Origin of the sequence: Pseudomonas sp. OE 28.3, assembly GCF_014268205.2 — a bacterium.
Classification (GTDB): Bacteria; Pseudomonadota; Gammaproteobacteria; order Pseudomonadales; family Pseudomonadaceae; genus Aquipseudomonas; species Aquipseudomonas edaphica.
On record NZ_CP077082.1, the window covers coordinates 882,884 to 902,704 of the forward strand.

At 60.5% G+C, this 19,821-nt stretch carries 15 protein-coding genes; 1 reads left to right on the top strand and 14 read right to left on the bottom strand.

The window, feature by feature from the left end; translation table 11 throughout:
- Nucleotides 1–32 precede the first annotated feature (32 nt).
- From HU759_RS03790 to urtA, 10 genes are all read right to left on the bottom strand, one after another.
- Entirely contained in the window at nt 33–338 is a 306-nt protein-coding gene (locus HU759_RS03790) for an urease subunit beta (protein WP_099548117.1), read from the bottom strand.
- Nucleotides 335–868: a GNAT family N-acetyltransferase gene (locus HU759_RS03795; protein ID WP_099548118.1), complete on the bottom strand. Its 534-nt coding sequence runs from the start codon at nt 866–868 to the stop codon at nt 335–337. The genes HU759_RS03790 and HU759_RS03795 overlap by 4 nt, the downstream gene beginning before the upstream one ends.
- Before the next feature lie 5 nt (nt 869–873).
- Nucleotides 874–1,386, bottom strand: a complete 513-nt coding sequence (locus HU759_RS03800) for a GNAT family N-acetyltransferase (RefSeq protein WP_017136778.1) — start codon at nt 1,384–1,386, stop codon at nt 874–876.
- 9 nt (nt 1,387–1,395) lie between these two features.
- Complete coding sequence (gene ureA / locus HU759_RS03805) at nt 1,396–1,698, bottom strand: urease subunit gamma (protein ID WP_017136777.1); 303 nt, start codon at nt 1,696–1,698, stop codon at nt 1,396–1,398.
- A 159-nt stretch (nt 1,699–1,857) separates the two neighbouring features.
- A complete protein-coding gene (locus tag HU759_RS03810; protein WP_186617998.1) occupies nt 1,858–2,697 on the bottom strand; it encodes an urease accessory protein UreD in 840 nt (279 codons plus the stop codon).
- A gap of 30 nt (nt 2,698–2,727) precedes the next feature.
- Nucleotides 2,728–3,426 (bottom strand): urea ABC transporter ATP-binding subunit UrtE, encoded by a 699-nt coding sequence (gene urtE, locus HU759_RS03815; protein ID WP_065930636.1) that lies wholly within the window; start codon nt 3,424–3,426, stop codon nt 2,728–2,730.
- Between the two features lie 128 nt (nt 3,427–3,554).
- The gene (gene urtD / locus HU759_RS03820) at nt 3,555–4,388 is read right to left on the bottom strand and encodes an urea ABC transporter ATP-binding protein UrtD (RefSeq protein WP_170040326.1); all 834 of its coding nucleotides are present in this window, start codon (nt 4,386–4,388) and stop codon (nt 3,555–3,557) included.
- On the bottom strand, nt 4,385–5,452 hold the full coding sequence (urtC, locus tag HU759_RS03825) for an urea ABC transporter permease subunit UrtC (protein ID WP_138450633.1): 1,068 nt from the start codon (nt 5,450–5,452) through the stop codon (nt 4,385–4,387). The genes urtD and urtC overlap by 4 nt, the downstream gene beginning before the upstream one ends.
- Nucleotides 5,452–6,954, bottom strand: coding sequence for an urea ABC transporter permease subunit UrtB (gene urtB, locus HU759_RS03830; protein ID WP_099548121.1), 1,503 nt, complete (start codon nt 6,952–6,954; stop codon nt 5,452–5,454). Before urtB ends, urtC begins: the two co-directional genes overlap by 1 nt.
- A gap of 140 nt (nt 6,955–7,094) precedes the next feature.
- Nucleotides 7,095–8,360, bottom strand: coding sequence for an urea ABC transporter substrate-binding protein (gene urtA / locus HU759_RS03835; protein WP_017136771.1), 1,266 nt, complete (start codon nt 8,358–8,360; stop codon nt 7,095–7,097).
- Nucleotides 8,361–8,659: 299 nt separating this feature from the next.
- On the opposite strand from urtA, the gene HU759_RS03840 reads away from it, so the two are divergent.
- A complete protein-coding gene (locus HU759_RS03840; protein WP_186618001.1) occupies nt 8,660–14,551 on the top strand; it encodes a DUF4329 domain-containing protein in 5,892 nt (1,963 codons plus the stop codon).
- Nucleotides 14,552–14,553: 2 nt separating this feature from the next.
- Here the strand turns inward: HU759_RS03840 and HU759_RS03845 are convergent, their stop codons facing one another.
- The 4 genes from HU759_RS03845 to HU759_RS03860 form a co-directional block, all read right to left on the bottom strand.
- On the bottom strand, nt 14,554–15,564 hold the full coding sequence (locus HU759_RS03845; protein WP_017136769.1) for an iron ABC transporter permease: 1,011 nt from the start codon (nt 15,562–15,564) through the stop codon (nt 14,554–14,556).
- Nucleotides 15,561–16,508 carry an ABC transporter substrate-binding protein gene (locus HU759_RS03850; protein WP_017136768.1) on the bottom strand — a complete coding sequence of 316 codons (948 nt, stop codon included), beginning with the start codon at nt 16,506–16,508 and terminating at the stop codon, nt 15,561–15,563. Before HU759_RS03850 ends, HU759_RS03845 begins: the two co-directional genes overlap by 4 nt.
- The gene (locus tag HU759_RS03855) at nt 16,505–17,293 is read right to left on the bottom strand and encodes an ABC transporter ATP-binding protein (RefSeq protein ID WP_099548123.1); all 789 of its coding nucleotides are present in this window, start codon (nt 17,291–17,293) and stop codon (nt 16,505–16,507) included. Before HU759_RS03855 ends, HU759_RS03850 begins: the two co-directional genes overlap by 4 nt.
- Before the next feature lie 325 nt (nt 17,294–17,618).
- A complete protein-coding gene (locus tag HU759_RS03860) occupies nt 17,619–19,727 on the bottom strand; it encodes a TonB-dependent receptor (protein ID WP_186618003.1) in 2,109 nt (702 codons plus the stop codon).
- Between the last annotated feature and the right edge of the window lie 94 nt (nt 19,728–19,821).

Genomic DNA, 19,821 nt, shown 5'->3' on the forward strand with positions numbered 1-19,821 from the left:
ACTGTGGGAGCTGGCTTGCCTGCGATGAGGCCCTAAAGGTCGCCCATGATCCGTCCGGCAAACCCGAACACCCGCCGCCCCCCGCTCAAATCCACCAACTCGATCTCGCGACTTTGCCCTGGCTCAAACCGCACTGCCGTGCCCGCCGGAATATTCAAACGCATGCCACGGCTGGCGGCGCGATCAAAGGTCAGCGCATCGTTGGTCTCGAAAAAATGGTAGTGCGAGCCCACCTGAATCGGCCGGTCGCCGCTGTTGGCCACGCTGAGGGTGAGGGTGCGCCGGCCGACGTTGAGTTCGATGTCACCAGGCTGGATCTGATATTCACCAGGAATCATGCAGGTTGCCCCAGGGTCTTGAAATAGATGGCGGTCGGGGTGTAGCGCCCGTCCGGGCTTTGGCAGTAGTCGGGCAACTCACCTATCTTGGTGTAGCGCAGCGACTGGTAAAAGGCTTCGGCGCCGGAGCCGGCCTCGGTGTCCAGGTACAGCAGGCCGCGCTTGTGCTGGCGCGCGGCGAGTTCCAGGCTGTTCATCAGCTGTTGGCCCAGGCCATGGCGGCGGGCGCTGCTGTGTACCAGCAACTTTTGCACTTCGGCGCGGTTCAGGCCGTTGGCTTTCAGGCACAGCGCCAGTTGCACGCTGGCGATCACTTGCTCATCGCGTACCACCACCCACAGCAGCAGGCTGCCCTCTTCGATACTTGCCTGCACGCCGCTCAAATAGGTGCGGGCCTGGGCGTCATCGAAGTCAGCCATAAAGCCGATTGAAGCGCCGTGCTTTACCGCGTCCAGCAACAGCTCAATCAAACCCAGGCGGTAGTGGGCAAAACTTTCAGCATTGACTCGACGCAGTTGCGTAGCGCTCATCGATCTCACTCCTTGGGCGGTTCGGCGCCCGGATTCAATGTCAGTTGCATAAAGGTCAGGTCCAGCCAGCGGCCGAACTTGATGCCCACTTGCGGCATTTGCCCGGTGGTGATGAAACCCAGGCGCTCATGCAGGCGAATAGACGCCTGGTTGCCGCTTTCGATAGCCGCGACCATCACGTGCTTGCCGCAGGTTGCGGCGCGCTCGATCAGCGCTTGCATCAGCCGCGGGCCGAGGCCTTTGCCGCGTTGGTCATTGCGCACGTACACCGAGTGCTCAACGCTGTAGCGAAAACCTTCGAACGGGCGCCAATCGCCGAATGAGGCGTAGCCGGTGACTTCATCGTTTTCCACCGCCACCAGAATCGGATAGCCCTGGGTTTGACGCGCAGCGAACCAGGCCTGACGGTTGGCCAGGTCCACCGGTTGCTCGTTCCAGATGGCCGTGGTGTTGAGCACCGCATCGTTGTAGATGTCGCGGATCGCCGGCAGGTCTTGCTCGGTAGCATCACGAATCATGGCCGGGCCTCACGCGATTGGCTGGTGGACGGTCACCAGCTTGGTGCCATCGGGGAAGGTGGCTTCCACCTGGATATCCGGGATCATTTCCGGGATGCCTTCCATCACTTGCTCGCGGCTGAGCAGGGTGGTGCCGTAGTGCATCAACTCGGCCACGGTGCGGCCATCGCGGGCACCTTCCATCAGCGCGGCCGAGATATAGGCGATGGTTTCCGGGTAGTTGAGCTTCACACCCCGCGCCAAGCGGCGCTCGGCCACCAGGCCAGCAGTGAAGATCAGCAGTTTGTCTTTTTCCCGTGGGGTCAAATCCATGGTTCAAGGTCCTTCAAACAGCATTCATAAAAACACCGCAGATCCCCTGTGGAAACAGGCTTGTGTGGGAGCTGGCTTGCCTGCGATAGCGGTGTATCAGGCACACCGCCATCGCAGGCAAGCCAGCTCCCACATAAACTCAGTTCCACAGGTTGATCTTCATGTGCTCCAGATTCTGGGTGGAACCGCTTCTCGCCCAAGCACACTCGGACGTAACAATTTCCATAAATCAATCAGCCAACCCCGCGCCAGCAGCGCCTCACTGGCCAGGCAGCGGGCGACCAGCAAGCCGGGCAGTTGGGTCAGGTCGCCGCGAATCGCATGGGGCAGGGCGCGGCAGGTTTCCAATAATTGAGGGTCTATATCTCCGGTCAGCAACAGCGTGGCAAACACCGGTTGCCCGTCCAGTCCGATGGGCGAGTCGAGCAAACCGTCGGCGCCTACAATGCGCTGGCGCTCATGCCAGAGCAACTGGCCGTCGCGGCGAATATCCAGCTGCGATTGAAAGTGGCCCAGGTCAAAACGTTCACCACTGGCCGGGCGGCCAAGAGCGATCACGTCCCAGTAGAACAGCCGGGCATCGCCTTGCAGGTCGATGCGCGTGCTGAGTTCGGCCTGGGCAGCGCTGAACACGATGGTTTCCTGGGGCAGCCACTCCAGGGTCGCGCCAGCTTCCACGCTGAGGTCGAGTGTTTGATAGGCCGGGCCGCTGGCGCGATACCACTTGGCCGCACCGGGGCTGGTCAGTTGCGCCCATGCGCCTGCACCCACGTGTGCACTGATGTCCAGGCGGTCCCCGCCGGCTATCCCGCCGGGCGGGTGGACGATGATGTGCTGGCACACCTCGGGGCCTTCGGCGTACAAGTGCTTTTGCACCCGCAGCGGGCCGAGGTGGCGGCGCATTACCGGGCGCGTGGTGTCGCCGAAGCGCGCGTAGCCGAGTTCCAGCTCGGCATGCCAGCTGGGGGTGAACAGGGCAGGGGTAACGGGCAGGTTCATGTTTTTTACTTATCGTCAGGACACAACAGATTAAATCGTAACCAGCCCGCGCACACCCTCGCTTTCCATATTTTCACCTCGGCCCTGCTGCACGATTTCACCACGAGACATCACCAGGTACTGGTCGGCCAGTTCGGCGGCAAAGTCGTAGAACTGCTCCACCAAAAGGATCGCCATATCACCGCGCGCCGCGAGCTTTTTGATCACTGCACCGATCTCCTTGATGACTGACGGCTGGATGCCCTCGGTAGGCTCGTCGAGAATCAACAGGCGCGGGCGGCTGGCCAATGCGCGGCCAATTGCCAACTGCTGCTGTTGACCGCCGGACAGGTCGCCACCGCGCCGATGTTTCATCTGCAGCAATACGGGGAACAGTTCATAGATAAACGCCGGGACTTCCTTGGCTTCGGAGCCTGGGAAGCGCGAGAGCCCCATCAACAGGTTTTCTTCTACCGTCAGCCGTCCGAAAATCTCCCGGCCCTGGGGCACGTAGGCGATGCCCGCGTGTACGCGCTGGTGCGGTTTGAACCCGGTGATGGCCTTGCCTTCCCAATTCACCGCGCCGTCTTTGGCCGGCAGCAAACCCATCAGGCATTTAAGCAAGGTGGTCTTGCCCACGCCGTTACGGCCGAGCAGGCAGGTGACTTCGCCGATCTTCACGTCAAATGAGAGCCCGCGCAGGATGTGGCTACCACCGTAGTACTGGTGCAGCTTGTCGACTTGCAGCATGTTCAAAACCTCCTCAATTCCCCACTGAGGGAACTGGATCAAATGTGGGAGCTGGCTTGCCTGCGATGGCGGTGTATCAGGCTCACCGCTATCGCAGGCAAGCCAGCTCCCACATAAAGCGGTGCGCGTCAGCGACCGAGGTAAACCTCGATAACGCGCTCGTTTTCCTGCACCTGTGCAAGCGACCCTTCGGCCAGCACGCTGCCCTGGTGCAACACGGTCACGTGGTCGGCAATCGAACCGACAAACCCCATGTCGTGTTCCACCACCATCAGCGAATGCTTGCCCGCCAGGCGCTTGAACAGCTCGGCGGTGAACTCGGTTTCGGCGTCGGTCATGCCCGCCACCGGTTCATCCAGCAGCAACAGTTGCGGGTCTTGCATCAGCAGCATGCCGATTTCCAGGAACTGCTTCTGCCCGTGGGACAGCAACCCCGCCGGGCGCTGTGCCGAGGCGGTCAGGCGGATGGTATCGAGCACTTCCTCGATACGGTCTTTCTGCTCGCCGCTCAGGCGTGCGCGCAGGCTGGCCCATACCGACTTGTCAGTCTTTTGCGCCAGCTCCAGGTTTTCGAACACGCTCAGGGCTTCGAACACCGTGGGTTTCTGGAACTTGCGGCCAATGCCGGCCTGGGCGATCTGCACTTCGCTCATGCTGGTCAAGTCGAGAGTTTCGCCAAACCAGGCCTTGCCGTGGCTGGGGCGGGTCTTGCCGGTGATCACGTCCATCAGTGTGGTCTTGCCCGCGCCGTTGGGGCCGATGATGCAGCGCAGCTCGCCGACGCCGATATACAGGTTCAAGTCATTGAGCGCCTTGAAGCCATCGAAGCTGACGCTGATGTCTTCCAGGGTCAGGATGGTGCCGTGGCGTGTGTTCAGCCCCTTGCCGGCAGCCTGGCCGATACCGATGGCATCGCGGCCGCTGCCTGCATCGAAAATAGGTTCAAGCATGACGTTCCTCATTTCTTCAGCAGGCCGATGATGCCCTTGGGCAGGTACAGCGTGACGATGATGAACAGCGCCCCAAGGAAGAACAGCCAGTATTCCGGGAAAGCCACGGTGAACCAGCTCTTCATGCCATTGACCACACCGGCGCCCAGCAACGGCCCGATCAAGGTGCCGCGCCCGCCCAGGGCCACCCACACGGCGGCTTCGATGGAGTTGGTCGGCGACATTTCGCTGGGGTTGATGATGCCCACTTGCGGCACATACAACGCGCCTGCCAAACCACACAGCACTGCACTCAACACCCACACAAACAGCTTGAAGCCACGTGGGTCGTAGCCGCAGAACATCAGGCGGTTCTCGGCGTCACGCAATGCCGTCAGCACGCGGCCGAACTTGCTCTGCGCCAGGCGCCAGCCGGTGTACAAACTGGCGACCAGCAACAGTACGGTGGCCACAAACAGCACCGCCCGCGTGCCCGGCTCGGTGATGCCAAAGCCCAGAATGCTGCGAAAGTTTGTGAAGCCGTTATTGCCGCCAAACCCGGTTTCGTTGCGGAAAAACAGCAGCATCCCGGCAAAGGTCAACGCCTGGGTCATGATCGAGAAATACACGCCCTTGATCCGCGAACGAAAGGCGAAGAACCCGAATACCAACGCCAATAAACCGGGTGCCAATACCACCAGGCACATGGCCCAGAGGAAGTGCTCGGTGCCGACCCAATACCACGGCAATTCGGTCCACGACAAAAAGGTCATGAACGCCGGCAACTCATCGCCGGACGCCTGGCGCATCAGGTACATGCCCATCGCATAACCGCCGAGGGCAAAGAACAAACCGTGGCCGAGGGACAACATCCCCGCATAGCCCCACACCAGATCCAGCGCGAGGGCGACGATGGCGTAGCAGAGGATCTTGCCCACCAGCGTCAGGGTGTAGGCCGAGACGTAAAACGGATTTGCCGGCGACAGCAGCGAGCACAAAGGCAGCGCCAGCAGCAGGACCAAAATCACCGTACCCACCGCTATCGTGATCTTGGGGCCGGCCTTTTGCGCGGCGGTAAGCATCAATGGCTGGTTCATCAGTCGATCACCCGTCCTTTCAGTGCAAAGAGTCCTTGCGGGCGTTTCTGGATAAACAGAATGATCAGCGCGAGGATCAGGATCTTGCCGAGCACGGCGCCGATCTGCGGTTCAAGAATCTTGTTGGCGATGCCCAGCCCGAAGGCGGCCATCACGCTACCGGCCAACTGGCCGACGCCGCCGAGCACCACCACCAGGAACGAGTCGATGATGTAGCTCTGGCCCAGGTCCGGGCCGACGTTGCCGATCTGGCTCAGCGCCACACCACCCAGGCCCGCGATACCGGAGCCAAGGCCAAAGGCGAGCATGTCCACACGCCCGGTGGGCACGCCGCAGCAGGCGGCCATGTTGCGGTTCTGGGTGACGGCGCGCACGTTGAGGCCCAGGCGCGTCTTGTTCAGCAGCAGCCAGGTCAGCACTACCACGCACAGGGCAAAGGCGATGATCACGATGCGGTTGTACGGCAGCACCAGGTTGGGCAGCACTTGAATGCCGCCGGACAACCATTCGGGGTTGGCGACTTCGACGTTCTGCGCACCGAACACCAGGCGCACCAGCTGGATCAGCATCAGGCTGATGCCCCAGGTGGCCAGCAGGGTTTCCAGCGGCCGCCCGTAGAGGTGGCGAATCACCGTGCGCTCCAGCGCCATGCCAATCGCGGCAGTCACAAAGAAAGCCACCGGCAGCGCAATCAGCGGGTAGAACTCGATGGCCGACGGTACGTAGCGCTGCATCATCAACTGCACCACATACGTGGAGTAAGCGCCGAGCATCAGCATCTCGCCGTGGGCCATGTTGATCACGCCAAGCAGGCCGAAGGTGATCGCCAGGCCCAGGGCCGCGAGCAGCAGGATCGAACCCAAAGACATGCCACTGAAAGCCTGGCCGAGGATCTCGCCGAACATCAATTTGCGTTTGACCTGAGCCAGGCTGGTCTCGGCGGCGGTGTGCACGGCGGCATCGGTTTCGACACCGGGAGCCAGCAGCGCCTCAAGGCGTGTGCGCGCCAGCGGGTCACCGGTACTACCTAGCAGGCGCACGGCGGCGAGGCGAATGACCGGGTCGGGGTCGACCAGTTGCAGGTTGGCCAGGGCCAGGCTCAACGCGGTGTGCACGGCCTCGTTGGTCTCGGCGGCGACTTGCTGGTCAAGGAATTTGAGCTGCGCAGGTTGTGCGCTTTTTTGCAGGGTTTGCGCAGCAGCGAGGCGCACCTTGGGGTCGGCGGCGAGCAGTTGCTGGCTGGCTTGCACGTTGTCGATCAAGCCGCGCAGGCGGTTGTTCAGGCGCACGGTTTTGGTTTCGCCGTTGACGTTAAGTTGGCCTTGTTGCAGCGCGTCCACCAGCTCGATGCGCGCCGGGTCGGGCTGGGCGGCCCAGTCCTGGAGCAGCTTGGCTTGTTGCATCGGGTTGGCGTTGATGAAGTCTTCGGCGTCGCTGGCGTGTGCGGCAAAGGGCAGCAACAGCAGGGCGGCGAGGATGAGGCGGTAAAGGGCAGTGGGCATAGTCTTGGGCCTTGCTCGAACAAATGTGGGAGCTGGCTTGCCTGCGATGGCGGTGTATCAGATACACCCAGTTGTCTGCATCGCAGGCAAGCCAGCTCCCACAGGGTGTGTGTCAGCCTTAAGGGCCGACACCCCTCGGATCAGTTGCTCTTCACGGCATAGTCCGGCTTTTTGTCATTACCCGGAATGTACGGGCTCCACGGTTGGGCGCGGATCGGCTTCTCGGTCTGCCATACCACCGAGAACTGCCCGTCGGCCTGGATCTCGCCGATCATTACCGGCTTGTGCAGGTGGTGGTTGGTCTTGTCCATGGTCAGGGTGAAGCCCGACGGCGCGGCGAAGGTCTGGCCGGCCATGGCTTCACGGACTTTGTCGACATCGGTGGATTTGGCTTTCTCAACCGCCTGTGCCCACATATGGATGCCTACGTAGGTGGCTTCCATCGGGTCGTTGGTCACGGCTTTGTCCGCGCCTGGCAGGTTGTGGGCTTTGGCGTAGGCCTTCCAGTCCGCAACGAATTTCTTGTTCACCGGGTTCTCCACCGACTGGAAGTAGTTCCAGGCCGCGAGGTTGCCCACCAGTGGCTTGGTGTCGATGCCGCGCAGCTCTTCTTCACCCACCGAGAACGCCACCACCGGTACATCGGTAGCTTTCAAGCCCTGGTTGGCCAGCTCCTTGTAGAACGGCACGTTGGAGTCGCCATTCACGGTGGAGATCACTGCGGTCTTGCCGCCGGCCGAGAACTTCTTGATGTTGGCGACGATGGTCTGGTAATCGCTATGGCCGAACGGGGTGTAGACCTCTTCAATATCTTTATCCGCTACGCCTTTGGAATGCAGGAACGAACGCAGGATCTTGTTGGTGGTGCGTGGGTACACATAATCGGTGCCGAGCAGGAAGAAGCGCTTGGCGCCGCCACCTTCTTCGCTCATCAGGTATTCCACGGCCGGGATCGCCTGCTGGTTAGGCGCCGCACCGGTATAGAACACGTTCGGCGACATCTCTTCACCTTCGTATTGCACCGGGTAGAACAGCAGGCCGTTGAGTTCTTCGAACACCGGCAATACCGATTTACGTGACACCGAGGTCCAGCAGCCAAACACCACGGCAACCTTGTCCTGGGTCAGCAACTGCCGGCCTTTTTCGGCAAACAGCGGCCAGTTCGACGCCGGGTCCACCACCACCGGTTCCAGCATCTTGCCGTTCACACCGCCCTTGGCGTTGATCTCGTCGATGGTCATCAAGGCCATGTCTTTAAGCGAAGTTTCGGAGATTGCCATGGTGCCGGACAGCGAGTGCAGGATGCCGACCTTGATGGTCTCTGCGGCCTGGACGGTCCAGGTCAAACCCATGGCGGCAATGGATGCCGACAAAGTGAAAGCCTTGATCAAGCTACGACGCTTCATGGTGCGATCTCCGTAAACCGATAGTGTTGTGGGGCAGATACACAGGGCTTTGCAAAGGCTGTGCCTGCGCCGTGCAGTACCGGTTTCAGGGCGCTATGGCGCCAGTCGCTGTCGCATGGCGCACCAGTGTGGCGCCGCTAAAGCGGCCCCGTGCAGGGCAAGCCTCAAAACGGGGCATCGCGTGAGGGCGGACTTGTTGGGGTGCCTATTTGGCACCCCAGGTCGCCTGCCATTGCCGAAGATGGGCTTTATGGCCGCCAATCCTGGCGCCATGAAGCCTGTCATAGGAAGGTGATGCGATGGCACGAGTCAAACGTGGCTGGTTTGGGGCAGACCCCAAGCCAGAGGTGGAGTTGCCCCCGGTTGGGCCGGGGTTTGTCAGCATGGATGATGCGGCCCGGTATGCCCATCACCAGATGGGTGGCGCGCAGGACAAGGAGTATGGCGGGGTCATTATGCAAAGCCTGGCCGACGATCTGTTTTACGCGACCGACCCCATTGAGGGCGGCGAGAATTTTTTTGATGTGGGCACGGTTCTCAACGAGGACAGTAATAAGCGGCTCCTGCATCCCGAGGGCTATCGGTGCGTGGCGGAGTATCACTCGCACCCGGACTTTTTCACCCAGTACAAAAGCAACAACCCTGAGCTTTCAGCTCGTCAGATCAAGGCGCTGAACAGCTTTTATTCCGAGCCTGACTTGATCGGCAATATTCTGGATCCGGTATTTTTCAGCGCCTTCTATGTGTCCGGCCCTGATGGTTCGTTGTTCAAGCACGTCCCCACCCGTTCGGAGGCCGAGCGGCGTTTTGCCGTGTGGCTGCGGGACAAGGAACCGTTCGGCAGGCCCGAAGGCTATGACGGTGTGGTGGAGAATCTATTCAAGAAAGTCGCCAGCGTCAGCCAGCTGTCGATTGTCGTGTCCAACGCCGTGTGGGGCGGCTCTACGGGAGAGGTGCCCCACACATGGACGCCCTACCGGGCCTTCAAAACCAAAACCCAGGAGCTGCCGCCCTGTGGCCCCGTGCAGGCGAGCCTCACCGATGCGCTCAGCCACGCTCGGGCGCGTTTGGCCGCTATGCCAGGGGCGGCCCAGTATGTGTTCCTGCTCAAGCATGATACCCAGGACTTGTATGGGGTGACCGAGCCTTCTGGCACGGTCGACCGCCAGCCCTCGGTGCAAGAGGTTTTTCCCAAGGACATGGACGGCAAACATCGCCTGCCTGCGCATTTTCACTTGATCGGTGTTTGCCTGGGCAAGGCGGGCTATGCGGCATTGGCCCAGACCCGGCAACCATGGCTGTACCGCAATTTCTTTTCACCCCCGGAACTGGTCCGGCACCTTTACCAGGGGCGATTGGTGCCTGAACTGCTCAAGCAGTCCGGGCTGTCGATATTTCTTAACACCGAAGATGGCGCGGTGTTGCGCTACACCTGTTCATTCTCGGCTATCGAAGCGCAGCTTTATCGTGTTGAGCCTGACGGCGCGATTGTGGATAACCAAATCGATTCGACCTTGATCGCCGGCAGCCTCAAACCGAGTGAGTTCGTGCAGCGCCTGGCGGCGGCGGGACAATTGACGGTGCTCAAGGCCAGCGCTCCCGGCAAGGGCAGCCAACTCTGGGACAAAACCGGCACGGTCGAGGCGAACTGGCGACCCTTTTCTGGCATTCCCTTACCGGTGTTCAGTCCGGCCTTTATCACCGCCGATGATGCGGCGCGTTGGGCGCATGCGGTGATCGGCCAGCGTCGTGACATTGAGTATGGTGGTGTGGTCTTCAAGCGCGGCAATCGCTTCTACGCCACAGATCCCATCGCAGGAGAGCGCGTTCAATTTGATCACGGGCGCATGTTGGCCCGTGACAGTGAGGGCAAGTTCATCGCCCCTGATGATTACCAGGCCGAGGCCTTTTACCACTCTCATCCCGCCGATGCTGAGGGCATCAAGCGCGCACTTCCACACTTCACGGCGGACCAGGTGCAGGTGTTCAACAACTTCTATTCCGGTGCCGATCAACTCTTCAGCTTTGAAAAAAGAACGTTCGCCAAAGTCCACTATTTGTCCGGGCCAGATGATGTGCTGCTCAAGTATGTCAGCAGTGGCTCGATCGCTGAAAAAACGCTGGACCTGCAACTGCGCGGCGGGCCGGGTGAAACCAGCAGTGATTTCGAGCATCCCATCCGGTTGCTGGCTGCGGCGGGTGAGTTGTGGACAGTGATTGCCAACCCGGTATGGGGAGGCGTTCGCGGGCGTATAAGCAACACATGGCGGATCAGAACGCCGGCGACCCTTGCACCGCAACAACCGTTTTTTACTCAGGTGTTTTCACGGCCTGAGCTTGCGGTGTTGCGTGCACTTTCGCTGGCGGGGAGCGAGGGCGGCCGGTGTGGCTTTGTACTCAAGCACTCCCGTGATGACGCGTATGTTGCGACGTTGGCACTGCCCAAGGGTGATCCACTGTTTTCGCCAAACCTGGTGTTTCCAAAACGCCCAGACGGCAAGCTGCGCTTGCCTTCGCAATTTCGGCTGGAAGCCATTTACTTCAGCAGTTGGTATGAGACCGGCGAAATTGCCGCCCGGGAAACCTGGCTGGCCAGTACGTTTTTCACCCCGGCGCAGGTGGTGGCCGCCACCCGTCAAGCGCGCGCAAGCCAGGACATCCAGAACCCGGCGCGTGGGTTGTCGCTGTACATGCTGGCCTCGGATTCATCGCTGTTGAGCTTCAGGGTGCCCGCAGCCACGAACACCACCGATCTGGTGCGGGAAACCGACACGGGCGAGCTAAACGATAATGGTGCTCAGGCGGCCATGCTCACCGGTACGTTGAGCCCTCGGGCTTACGTGCGCAGGGTTATTGCGGCGACGGACCTTTCGGTGGTGCAGGCCGGAGGATTGTGGCGCAAGGTCGGGAGGGTAGATAACCGCTCGAACCTGATAGAGTCGTTTTACAAGGCAACCCTTAGCCGTTCGTTTCTCTCGGCGCGCGATGCCGCGGTGTATGCCCATGAGCAAATCAACAACTGGCGTGGCGGCTACTACGGCGGTTATATACTCAAGGGCGAAGATGGCCGTTTTGTTATCACTGAGCCAGTGTCCAGTGCGGCCAACCCATTTGCCTTCACTCTGTTTTTTCCACGCGACGGTAACGGGCCGTTGATCCCGCCGGAGCCTTATGTGTTGCATGCTCGCTACGGTTCCCATACCGCTCTGTCGATGGTGAGCCCGTCCTGGGTTGCGCGGCGCGGCTGGACGCATGAGGAGGCGCAGATCAACCTGCAAGTGTTCTCCGATGATGAAATGTACTCGATCATTCCGGCCGGTCGCGTGGCGTACCTGTCGGGGGCCAGTGATTGCTTGTTGGAGTACACCCCAAATCATTCGGCGCAGGAACAGTTGCTGCTGGCCAATATCGGCCCGCAGGCGGGCGACAACAGCCTCGGCAAGCGCCTAGACAACGGGCAGATCCGGCCGGCCGACTGGGTCCGGCGGCTGGCCGAGGCGGGGGACTTCAAGATCATCCTGGGCAACCCGTTATGGGGCCAGCGTTCGGTGGTCTACAACGACTGGACGCCTAACTATTCCTACGCACCAAGATCGGGCCCACCTGACTACACCACCTACGGTGCCGTATTTGCCAGTGCCGATGAGGCGGCCCGTAACCTGCACGGACGCGTGCATGCGCGCAACTTCGCGCAGGCGGCCTGTTTTGCTTTCATCCTCAAGCATAGGGACAAGGAGCAGTACATTGCCAGCGAGGTAGTGGGCGTTGTCAGTGAGAGCGAACTGTTCAATCTCAACAGCCTGTTTGAACTTAAGCCCGAGGGGGGTTACCAGCTACCCGATGGTTTTATATTGCACGGGCTGTTTCGCTCGCAGCAATGGTCACGTGCCGGGCAAAATACGTCGAACGCCTGGTTGACGCTGTTTTTTGTCACGCCAACAGTATTGTTCTCTGCTCTTTATGCCGCTATTCGGAGTGGCCCGAGCAACCTGTCGGTGTACTTTTCCACCCTTGATGGCGCGCTGTTGCGGTATGAGCCCCCGCGGCTTGACGTCAAAAGTGGCGGCCCGGCAGATACATTGTTGACGCAGGCGCAGCAAGCATTGGACTCCGGCGAGAAGACACCCCAGAGCTTCCTTAGTGAGTGGGCGCTGAAGGGAATGCTGCATGTGGTACGTACCAGCCAGTTCTGGGATAAAAAAGGTCAGGTCGCCCCTAGCTGGAGCAGTTACGCAACCCTGACACCGCGGCGTTTAAGCCCCTGCTTCGCGAGTGCCGACGATGCAGCCCGCTATGCAGCTGCCAGGGTGAACAACGGATACTATCGGCGTTTTGCCGGGGTGATACTCAGGCTGGGAAATGGTCTGTTTGTCTCGACTGAACCACTGGCGCTTCCACCTCAAGGGTTGGCATTACACTGGATATACCCGGATCGGGCTGCTGATTTAGCGCTTTACCCTCAGAACAGTACGATTGTTGCGCGCTATCGTTCTTTGATAGATCAAGAGGGGCCGTTGTTGTTATCCGTCGCCCAAAAAGCCATCTATAAAACCATGATACCGACTGCGGTATTGTCAAACCTGTTGCGTCGTGAGGCCCACCTTAACCGTGAATATGTGTTTGGCCCCAGTGGCTCGATCCTCAGTTACCACCTGTCGGGCTCTGCCGAGGAGGAGCGACTCAAGGATCGTCTCGCGCCACTTAACAAGGTCAAGGGTGATTACGGTGACAACAGTATTGAGCAGCAACTTCGCAGTGGCACGCTCTCGCCGCAGGACTTCATCACCGAGGTGGTGAAAGCCGGCAATCTGAGCGTGATAGAAGGCGATGGGGTATGGGGCCCGCCCAGGAAGTTGGTGGGGGATTTTGTGGCGAATATACCGCCAACCCATCCTGGGGATATTCGCGCTGTGTTCATGGACGCGCCCTGCAGCCCGATTTTCACCCGGGCGGTCGATGCCGTTCGTTACGCTCAACGCCTATGGAAGCCTCAAACCGAAGTGGCCTTCGGTTACGTACTCAAGTCGGCTAACAAACCGTTCTATAAGGCAACCCTGGCGCTTGTCAGAGACGACTTTGCTGATTTTAAACAGGTCTTTATCGACGGCCAATTGCCACAGGGCTATGTGTTTGATGGTTTGTATCTCTGTGCTTCGACCGTGGCCATCGCCGGTAGCAATGATGAAATGGCGCGCAGTTTTTTCCCGCCCCAGTACATCGCCAAGGCACTCAACGTTGTCACCTATGCACGTAACGGCAGTGCTCCGACGCTGTATCTGTTGTGCAGCGACGGTGCGCTGCTCACGTATGAGTTTCCCAAAACGGCGCCGTTGTACCCATGGACGAGCAAGGCACATATCGAACGCACACAATTGCTCGATGCCTCCCTTACGGTACGTGATTATGTGCGCCGCCTTGCGGGCGCGGGGAAGTTGTACATTCGGGTGACCAGTGAGGTCTGGGGTAAGAAAGAGAGGGTCACTGAGCATTGGGAGCCGAATAAAGCGCCTCATGCTTTCGCCGACGATCCGCATTTTCATTCGTTCTGCGGCCCGCTGTTTACTTACACCGATGATGCGGCCCGCTATGCACAAGGCTTGGTTGCACCGTTCAAGGGCAAGCAGTACCTGGGCGCTGTGCTGGTGCCGGGGCAAACGCCGGGGTACGTCGCGCTCGACCCGGTGGAAGATCAGGGTACGGGAAGTACCAGTACCCTGGAATTGTTGTTCTGGGCTGATCATGCCGGGTTTGATGTACCGCCTGAAAATACACTGAGTACCTACAAAATCGCCGCTGTGCAGGCGTTCTATAAAGCCATTGCGTCGACGTCCAGCTTTGAAGCGATAGATAAAGAACTCTTGGGTAACTTCGTTGCCAAGGACGATCTTCACGACTACGTGTCGGTAGCCAGGGCGAATGCCCCTGACGCCGAGAGTTGTTATCTGTCCTGCCGCAATGGTGCGCTGCTCAAGTACGTACCGGCGTTTACGGCATCTGAAGACCGATTGCTTGCCCCGGGTATGGCACCGGTGCCCCGTGTGTTCGTTGCGCGATTGCGAACCTTGGGCAAATTGTCAGTGCTGGTCACCGATGCCTTCTGGAGAGTTGCTGGGCCATTGGGTGAGGAGTGGAGCGAGGCAGAGCCGGAACCCGAAGAGTTCTGGTATGAACGGAATCGGGACGAACTCTGAGTTCAGCGCTTACGCATCAACCCGATAAAAAACAGCCCGCCAATCGCCGCCGTCGCCACGCCAATGGGCAAGTCTTCGGGGGCGATCAGGGTGCGGGCGGCGACATCAACCCACACCAGGAACAGGCTGCCCAGCAACGCGCACACCGGCAATAAACGCCGGTGCTCAGCGCCCACAAGACGCCGCGCAATATGCGGCACCATCAGCCCGACAAAGCCTATGGAGCCGCTGATGGACACCAGCACACCGGTCATCAACGACGCCACCAGGAACACCTTCAAACGCACAGAACGTGCGTTCATGCCCAGGGTCACGGCGGTCTGTTCGCCGGCCATCAATGCGTTCAGCGGCCGCGCCATGCCCACCAGTATCAACAGCCCCAGCAGCACAGTCGCAGTGGGGATCGCCAACAGTTCCCAGCGCGCCAGGCCCAGGCCGCCGAGCATCCAGAACATCACCGCCGAGGCGGCGCGATGGTCGCCCATGAACAGCAGCAGGTTGGCCACCGCCATCATCACGAATGACACGGCTACGCCGCACAACAGCAGGCGATCACTCTCCAGGCGGCCGTTACGACTGGCCACGGCCAGCACCACCAGCATGCTCAGCAGCGCACCGATGAAGGCGGCGATAGGTAAGGTCAGCAAGCCGACGACTTCCCCTACGTGCAACACCACGATCACCGCGCCGAGAGTGGCGCCGGAGGTCACGCCGAGCAGGTGCGGGTCGGCCAGCGGGTTGCGCGTCACCGCCTGCAACACGGCGCCGATCAACGCCAGCCCGGCCCCGACCAGTGCGCCAAGCAACATGCGCGGCACGCGGATCAACCAGACGATATGTTCCTGGCCGGTGCTCCAGTTGACGTCACCGAGGCCGAAGGCCTTGTTGAGCAGAATCCGCCACACCACGTCCGCCGGCACCCGCGCCGAGCCAAACCCCAGCGAGATCACGCAAGAGACCAGCAACAACGCGCCAAGCGCACTCAGCAGCAGAGCATAGCGGCGGCTGATCATTCGCCGTGGAACCCTTTGGCCAGGGTTTCCACCGCCAGCACGTTGTCGATGCCTGGCGTTGCCTGCACATACGGGATCACGATAAAGCGCTGATTCTTGATGGCGTCCACCGACTGCAACGCCGGGTTATCCAACAGGAATTGTTCTTTTTGCGCGGCGGTGATTTCGCTGTAGTCGACAATCACGATCACCTGCGGGTTGCGCTCCACCACGGTTTCCCAATTAACGCGGGTCCAGCTGGCGTCGATGTCATCGAGGATATTGCGCCCGCCTGCGGCGGTGATCAGCGCTTGCGGCATGCCCAGGCGGCCGGAGGTCATGGCGCGGTCTTCGCCGCTGTCATAGAGGAACACCCGAGGCTTGTCGGCGGGCAGGTGCTGTTGCACCTCGGCCACTTGCGCCTGCATCTGCGCGATCAAAGCCGTGGCGCGGTCCTGCACGTTGAAGATCTTGCCCAGGTTGCGCAGGTCGTTATAGGTGTCGTCCAGGGTCGCGGCCGGGCGCTTCATTACGAAGGCGCAGGACTCGGTCAGCTCGTAGACGTTGATGCCCAGTGGCTGCAAGGTTTGCGGCGTGAGATCGCCGCCCACGCGCATGCCGTAATCCCAGCCGGCGAAGAAGAAATCCACGTTGGCGTTGAGCAGGGTTTCCACCGACGGGTACTTGCTCGCCAGCTCCGGCAGGCCGACGAGAGTGTCGGCCATTTGCGGCGTGACCGACTTCCAGCCGGTGACGCCGCTGTAGCCGGCCATGTGATCCTTGAGGCCCAGGGCGAGCATCATTTGGGTCATGTTGATGTCGTGGCTGACCGCGTATTTCGGCGCTTCCTGAAAGGTCACGTCGCGGTTGCAGCTTTTGACGGTCACCGGGTAATGGGTGGCTTCGGCAAACGCTTGGGCAGTGCCGAACAACAACGCGAGAGACAACAGGGAGCGCAGGATCATGGTTGGGTTATCCAGGTGATTCGGGGGTAGCCGGCCAAAGGGTGAGCGTCGATCAAGGCTTCGACGCCGAAGACATCACGCAGCAACTCGGCGGTCAGCACTTGGTGAGGCGTGCCGCTGGCGACAATGCGCCCATGGTTGATCACGTATAAACGGTCACAGAAAGCCGCGGCCAGGTTCAGGTCATGAATGCTTGCAAGGGTGCCGATGTTCAAGCGCTTGACCAGCCGCAGCAGCTCCAACTGGTAGCGTGGGTCGAGGTGGTTGGTCGGCTCGTCGAGGATCAACAATTGCGGCTGCTGCGCCAAGGCGCGGGCGAGGATCACGCGCTGTTTTTCACCGCCCGAGAGCGTGGCGAACGCGTGGTCTTCAAAGCCGTGCATACCGACCGATTCCAGCGCCTGCCGGATGAGATGCTGGTCGTGCAGTGTGTCGCCATCGAACAAACCTTTGTGGGGCGTGCGGCCCATGCCGACCACTTCGTCGACGCGCAAGCCGAAGGTGTCCGGGAACTCCTGCAGCACCACCGCGATGCGTTGTGCGCACCATTTGGCGCTTTGTTTCCACACATTCTGGTGTTCGAGCAGCACGTCACCGCGTTCGGGTTTGCTGAAGCGATAAGCGCAGCGCAACAGGCTGGTCTTGCCGCTGCCGTTAGGGCCGATCAGCCCGACAAACTCCCCCGCACCGACCTGCAGGCTGGCATCTCGCAGCTGGAAGCGATGATTGCAGTGGTCGTGGCCCGGTGGGGTCCAACCAAGGTCGGTGAGGGTGAGTGAGGCCATCAATATTCTCAAGTTCAACACAGTAAATTGTGGGAGCTGGCTTGCCTGCGATAGCCATAGGTATCTACACAACTTTTAAAAGCAGCCTATTTCTCCTGTGGCGAGCAGGCTTGTACTGCGTTGGGCTGCGAAGCAGCCCCAAAAACAGACGCTGAGTACTTTCAGCAAAATTGCCGTGCCTGTACGGGGGCCGCTTCGCAGCCCAACGCAGGACAAGCCTGCTCGCCACAAAAGCCCACCTGCCACAGACTTCGTGTTAACCGGTTGTGTAGATACCTATGCTCATCGCAGGCAAGCCAGCTCCCACAGGGAGCGTGTGTATCAGTTAGAAGGTGTAGTCCGCCGTGACGAAGAACGAGCGCGGCTCACCCAGTATCCACTGTTGGCCATTGTTGTACTGGCTGACGGCGTAGGTGCGGTTGAACAGGTTGTTCAGCTCAAGGCCCAGGGTGGTATTGCGCATGGCCCTCCACGATACGCTGGCGTCGGCCACGGTGTAGCTCGGCACTTCGCTGCTGTTGGCGGTGTCGGCATAACGGGCGCTGACGTAACGCACACCGGCACCGGCGCGAATGTCATCGGTCACCGTCTTGCTCAACCACAGGTTGGCGGTGCGGTTGGGCACGTCCACCGGGCGGTTGCCGTCGCGGGAAACAGCCTGGCCGTTGACCACTTCGGAAAAGTCGTCGTACTGCGCCCGCACAATGGCCGCATTGGCTTGCAGCTGCCAGGCGTTGGGCAGTTGCAGGTCCAGGCTGGCTTCCAGGCCGTTGGAGGATTGCTGGCCGACTTGCTCCTTGAGGGTGGTGCCGGGGATGCTCACCAGCAGTTTCTTTTTGACGATGTGATAGGCCGCCAGGGTCCATTCACCACGCGAGTCCCAGAACGCCTGCTTGAAGCCGATTTCGGCCTGTTTGGCGGTGGACAAACCAAACTGCTGCTGGCTCGGGCTCAGGCTGATCAGGCTGCCGACACCGTCGGTGCTGGTGGCGTACTGGCCGTAGACCGAAGTGCTCGGTGTGATCGCGTAGACCAGGCCGGCTTTCCAGTTGTTGCCGGTCAGGGTCTTGTCGGAATCTGTGTTCGCAGCCGTCAGATCATTGCTATCGATGTGCAGGTAGTCGCGGCGCGCGCCAGTGATCAACGAGAGTTTATCGGTCAGCTGCAGGCGGTTTTCGGTAAAAGCAGCGAGCTGTTTGGTGGTGCTGACCGACTGCGCAATAAACGGGCTGTCGCTCACAAACGGCTGCGGCACCGGGTGCTGAATATCCACCGGCTGGCCGCCGCCTGGCACGTCGTTAAACGGCGCATTGCTGGCCAGGCGGAAGCGAATACGATTGTACTCAACGCCTGTCACCGTCTGGCTGTCGAGGCCGAACAGTGTGTGCTTGAAGGTGAACGTCTGGCGGTCACCGACCTGTTCCTGGTTGTGCTTGATGCCCAGGTAGTCCTGGCGCACCAAACCGCCATTCACAAAGTTGTAGCTCTCGGCGTTCTGCCAGCGGCGCTGGTTTTTCAGGTACGACAGCTCGTTGGTGGCGGTGACGTTGTCGTTGATCTGCCACTCGCTGGTCAGGCGCGTCCACTGGTCGTTGTAGTGCTGTTTGTCGTCGCTGACGTTGTAGTTCTTGTCGCGCAGGCCTTTGTGCAACTGGCCGTTGATCAGTGGCGTGCCGTAGTAGTTCTGCGGGCTCTGGTCGCCATAGTCGTGGGCCAGGGTGAAGCTCAGGGTGTCGGCCGGCTGCCAGCGCAGCGCGCCGCTGACGAAATCGCTGGCGGAGTCGCCGAGTGCGATGAAGCCGTTGCTGCGCAGGCGGTTGACGTTCAGGCGGTAGCTCAGTGTGTCAGTCAGTGAGCCGCCGCTGTCCAGCGCTTGCTGTTGGCGGTCATAGGAACCGTAGCCCAGGCGCACATGGTTTTCGATTTCGCCGGTGAACGGCTTCTTCGCAATCGTATTGATCACCGCGCCGGTGGCGCCCTGGCCGTACATCACCGAGGCCGGGCCGCGCAGCACATCCACGCGCTCAACCGACCAGGTGTCCACCGGGAAGGTGGAAGTGCCTGCGCCGTCGAACATGCGCTGCCCGTCGTACAGCTGCAGCACCGAACTCTGCCCGGTAAAACCACGGGCCTGCAACGACGTGCCGCCGTCGCCCGGCGAGCCGGTGCGGCTGATGCCGGTGGCGCGGGAGATGGCGTCCTGCACACTGGCGTCGCCGCGCTCGCGGATTTTTTCGCCGGTCTGGCTCTCGACACTGCCCGGGGTTTGCAAGGCCGTGAGGTTCAAGCGCGAACCGGCGGTGGTCGGCGTGTTCAGGTCAACGCGCTCGTCATCCACGGCGGGCGCGGTCACGGGGCTGGCGGGCAGAGTCAGGGCCTGGGCGCTGTTATGCAGGGCGAGCAGGCACAGGCCGGACGCGAGGTACTTGTTCATCGGTCGATCAATCGCTTCTTGAGAGGGGTGCTCACCGCAGGGCGCGGCGAGCAACGATAACGCAGAAAGTGTTATAAGTTAACACTTATTGGCT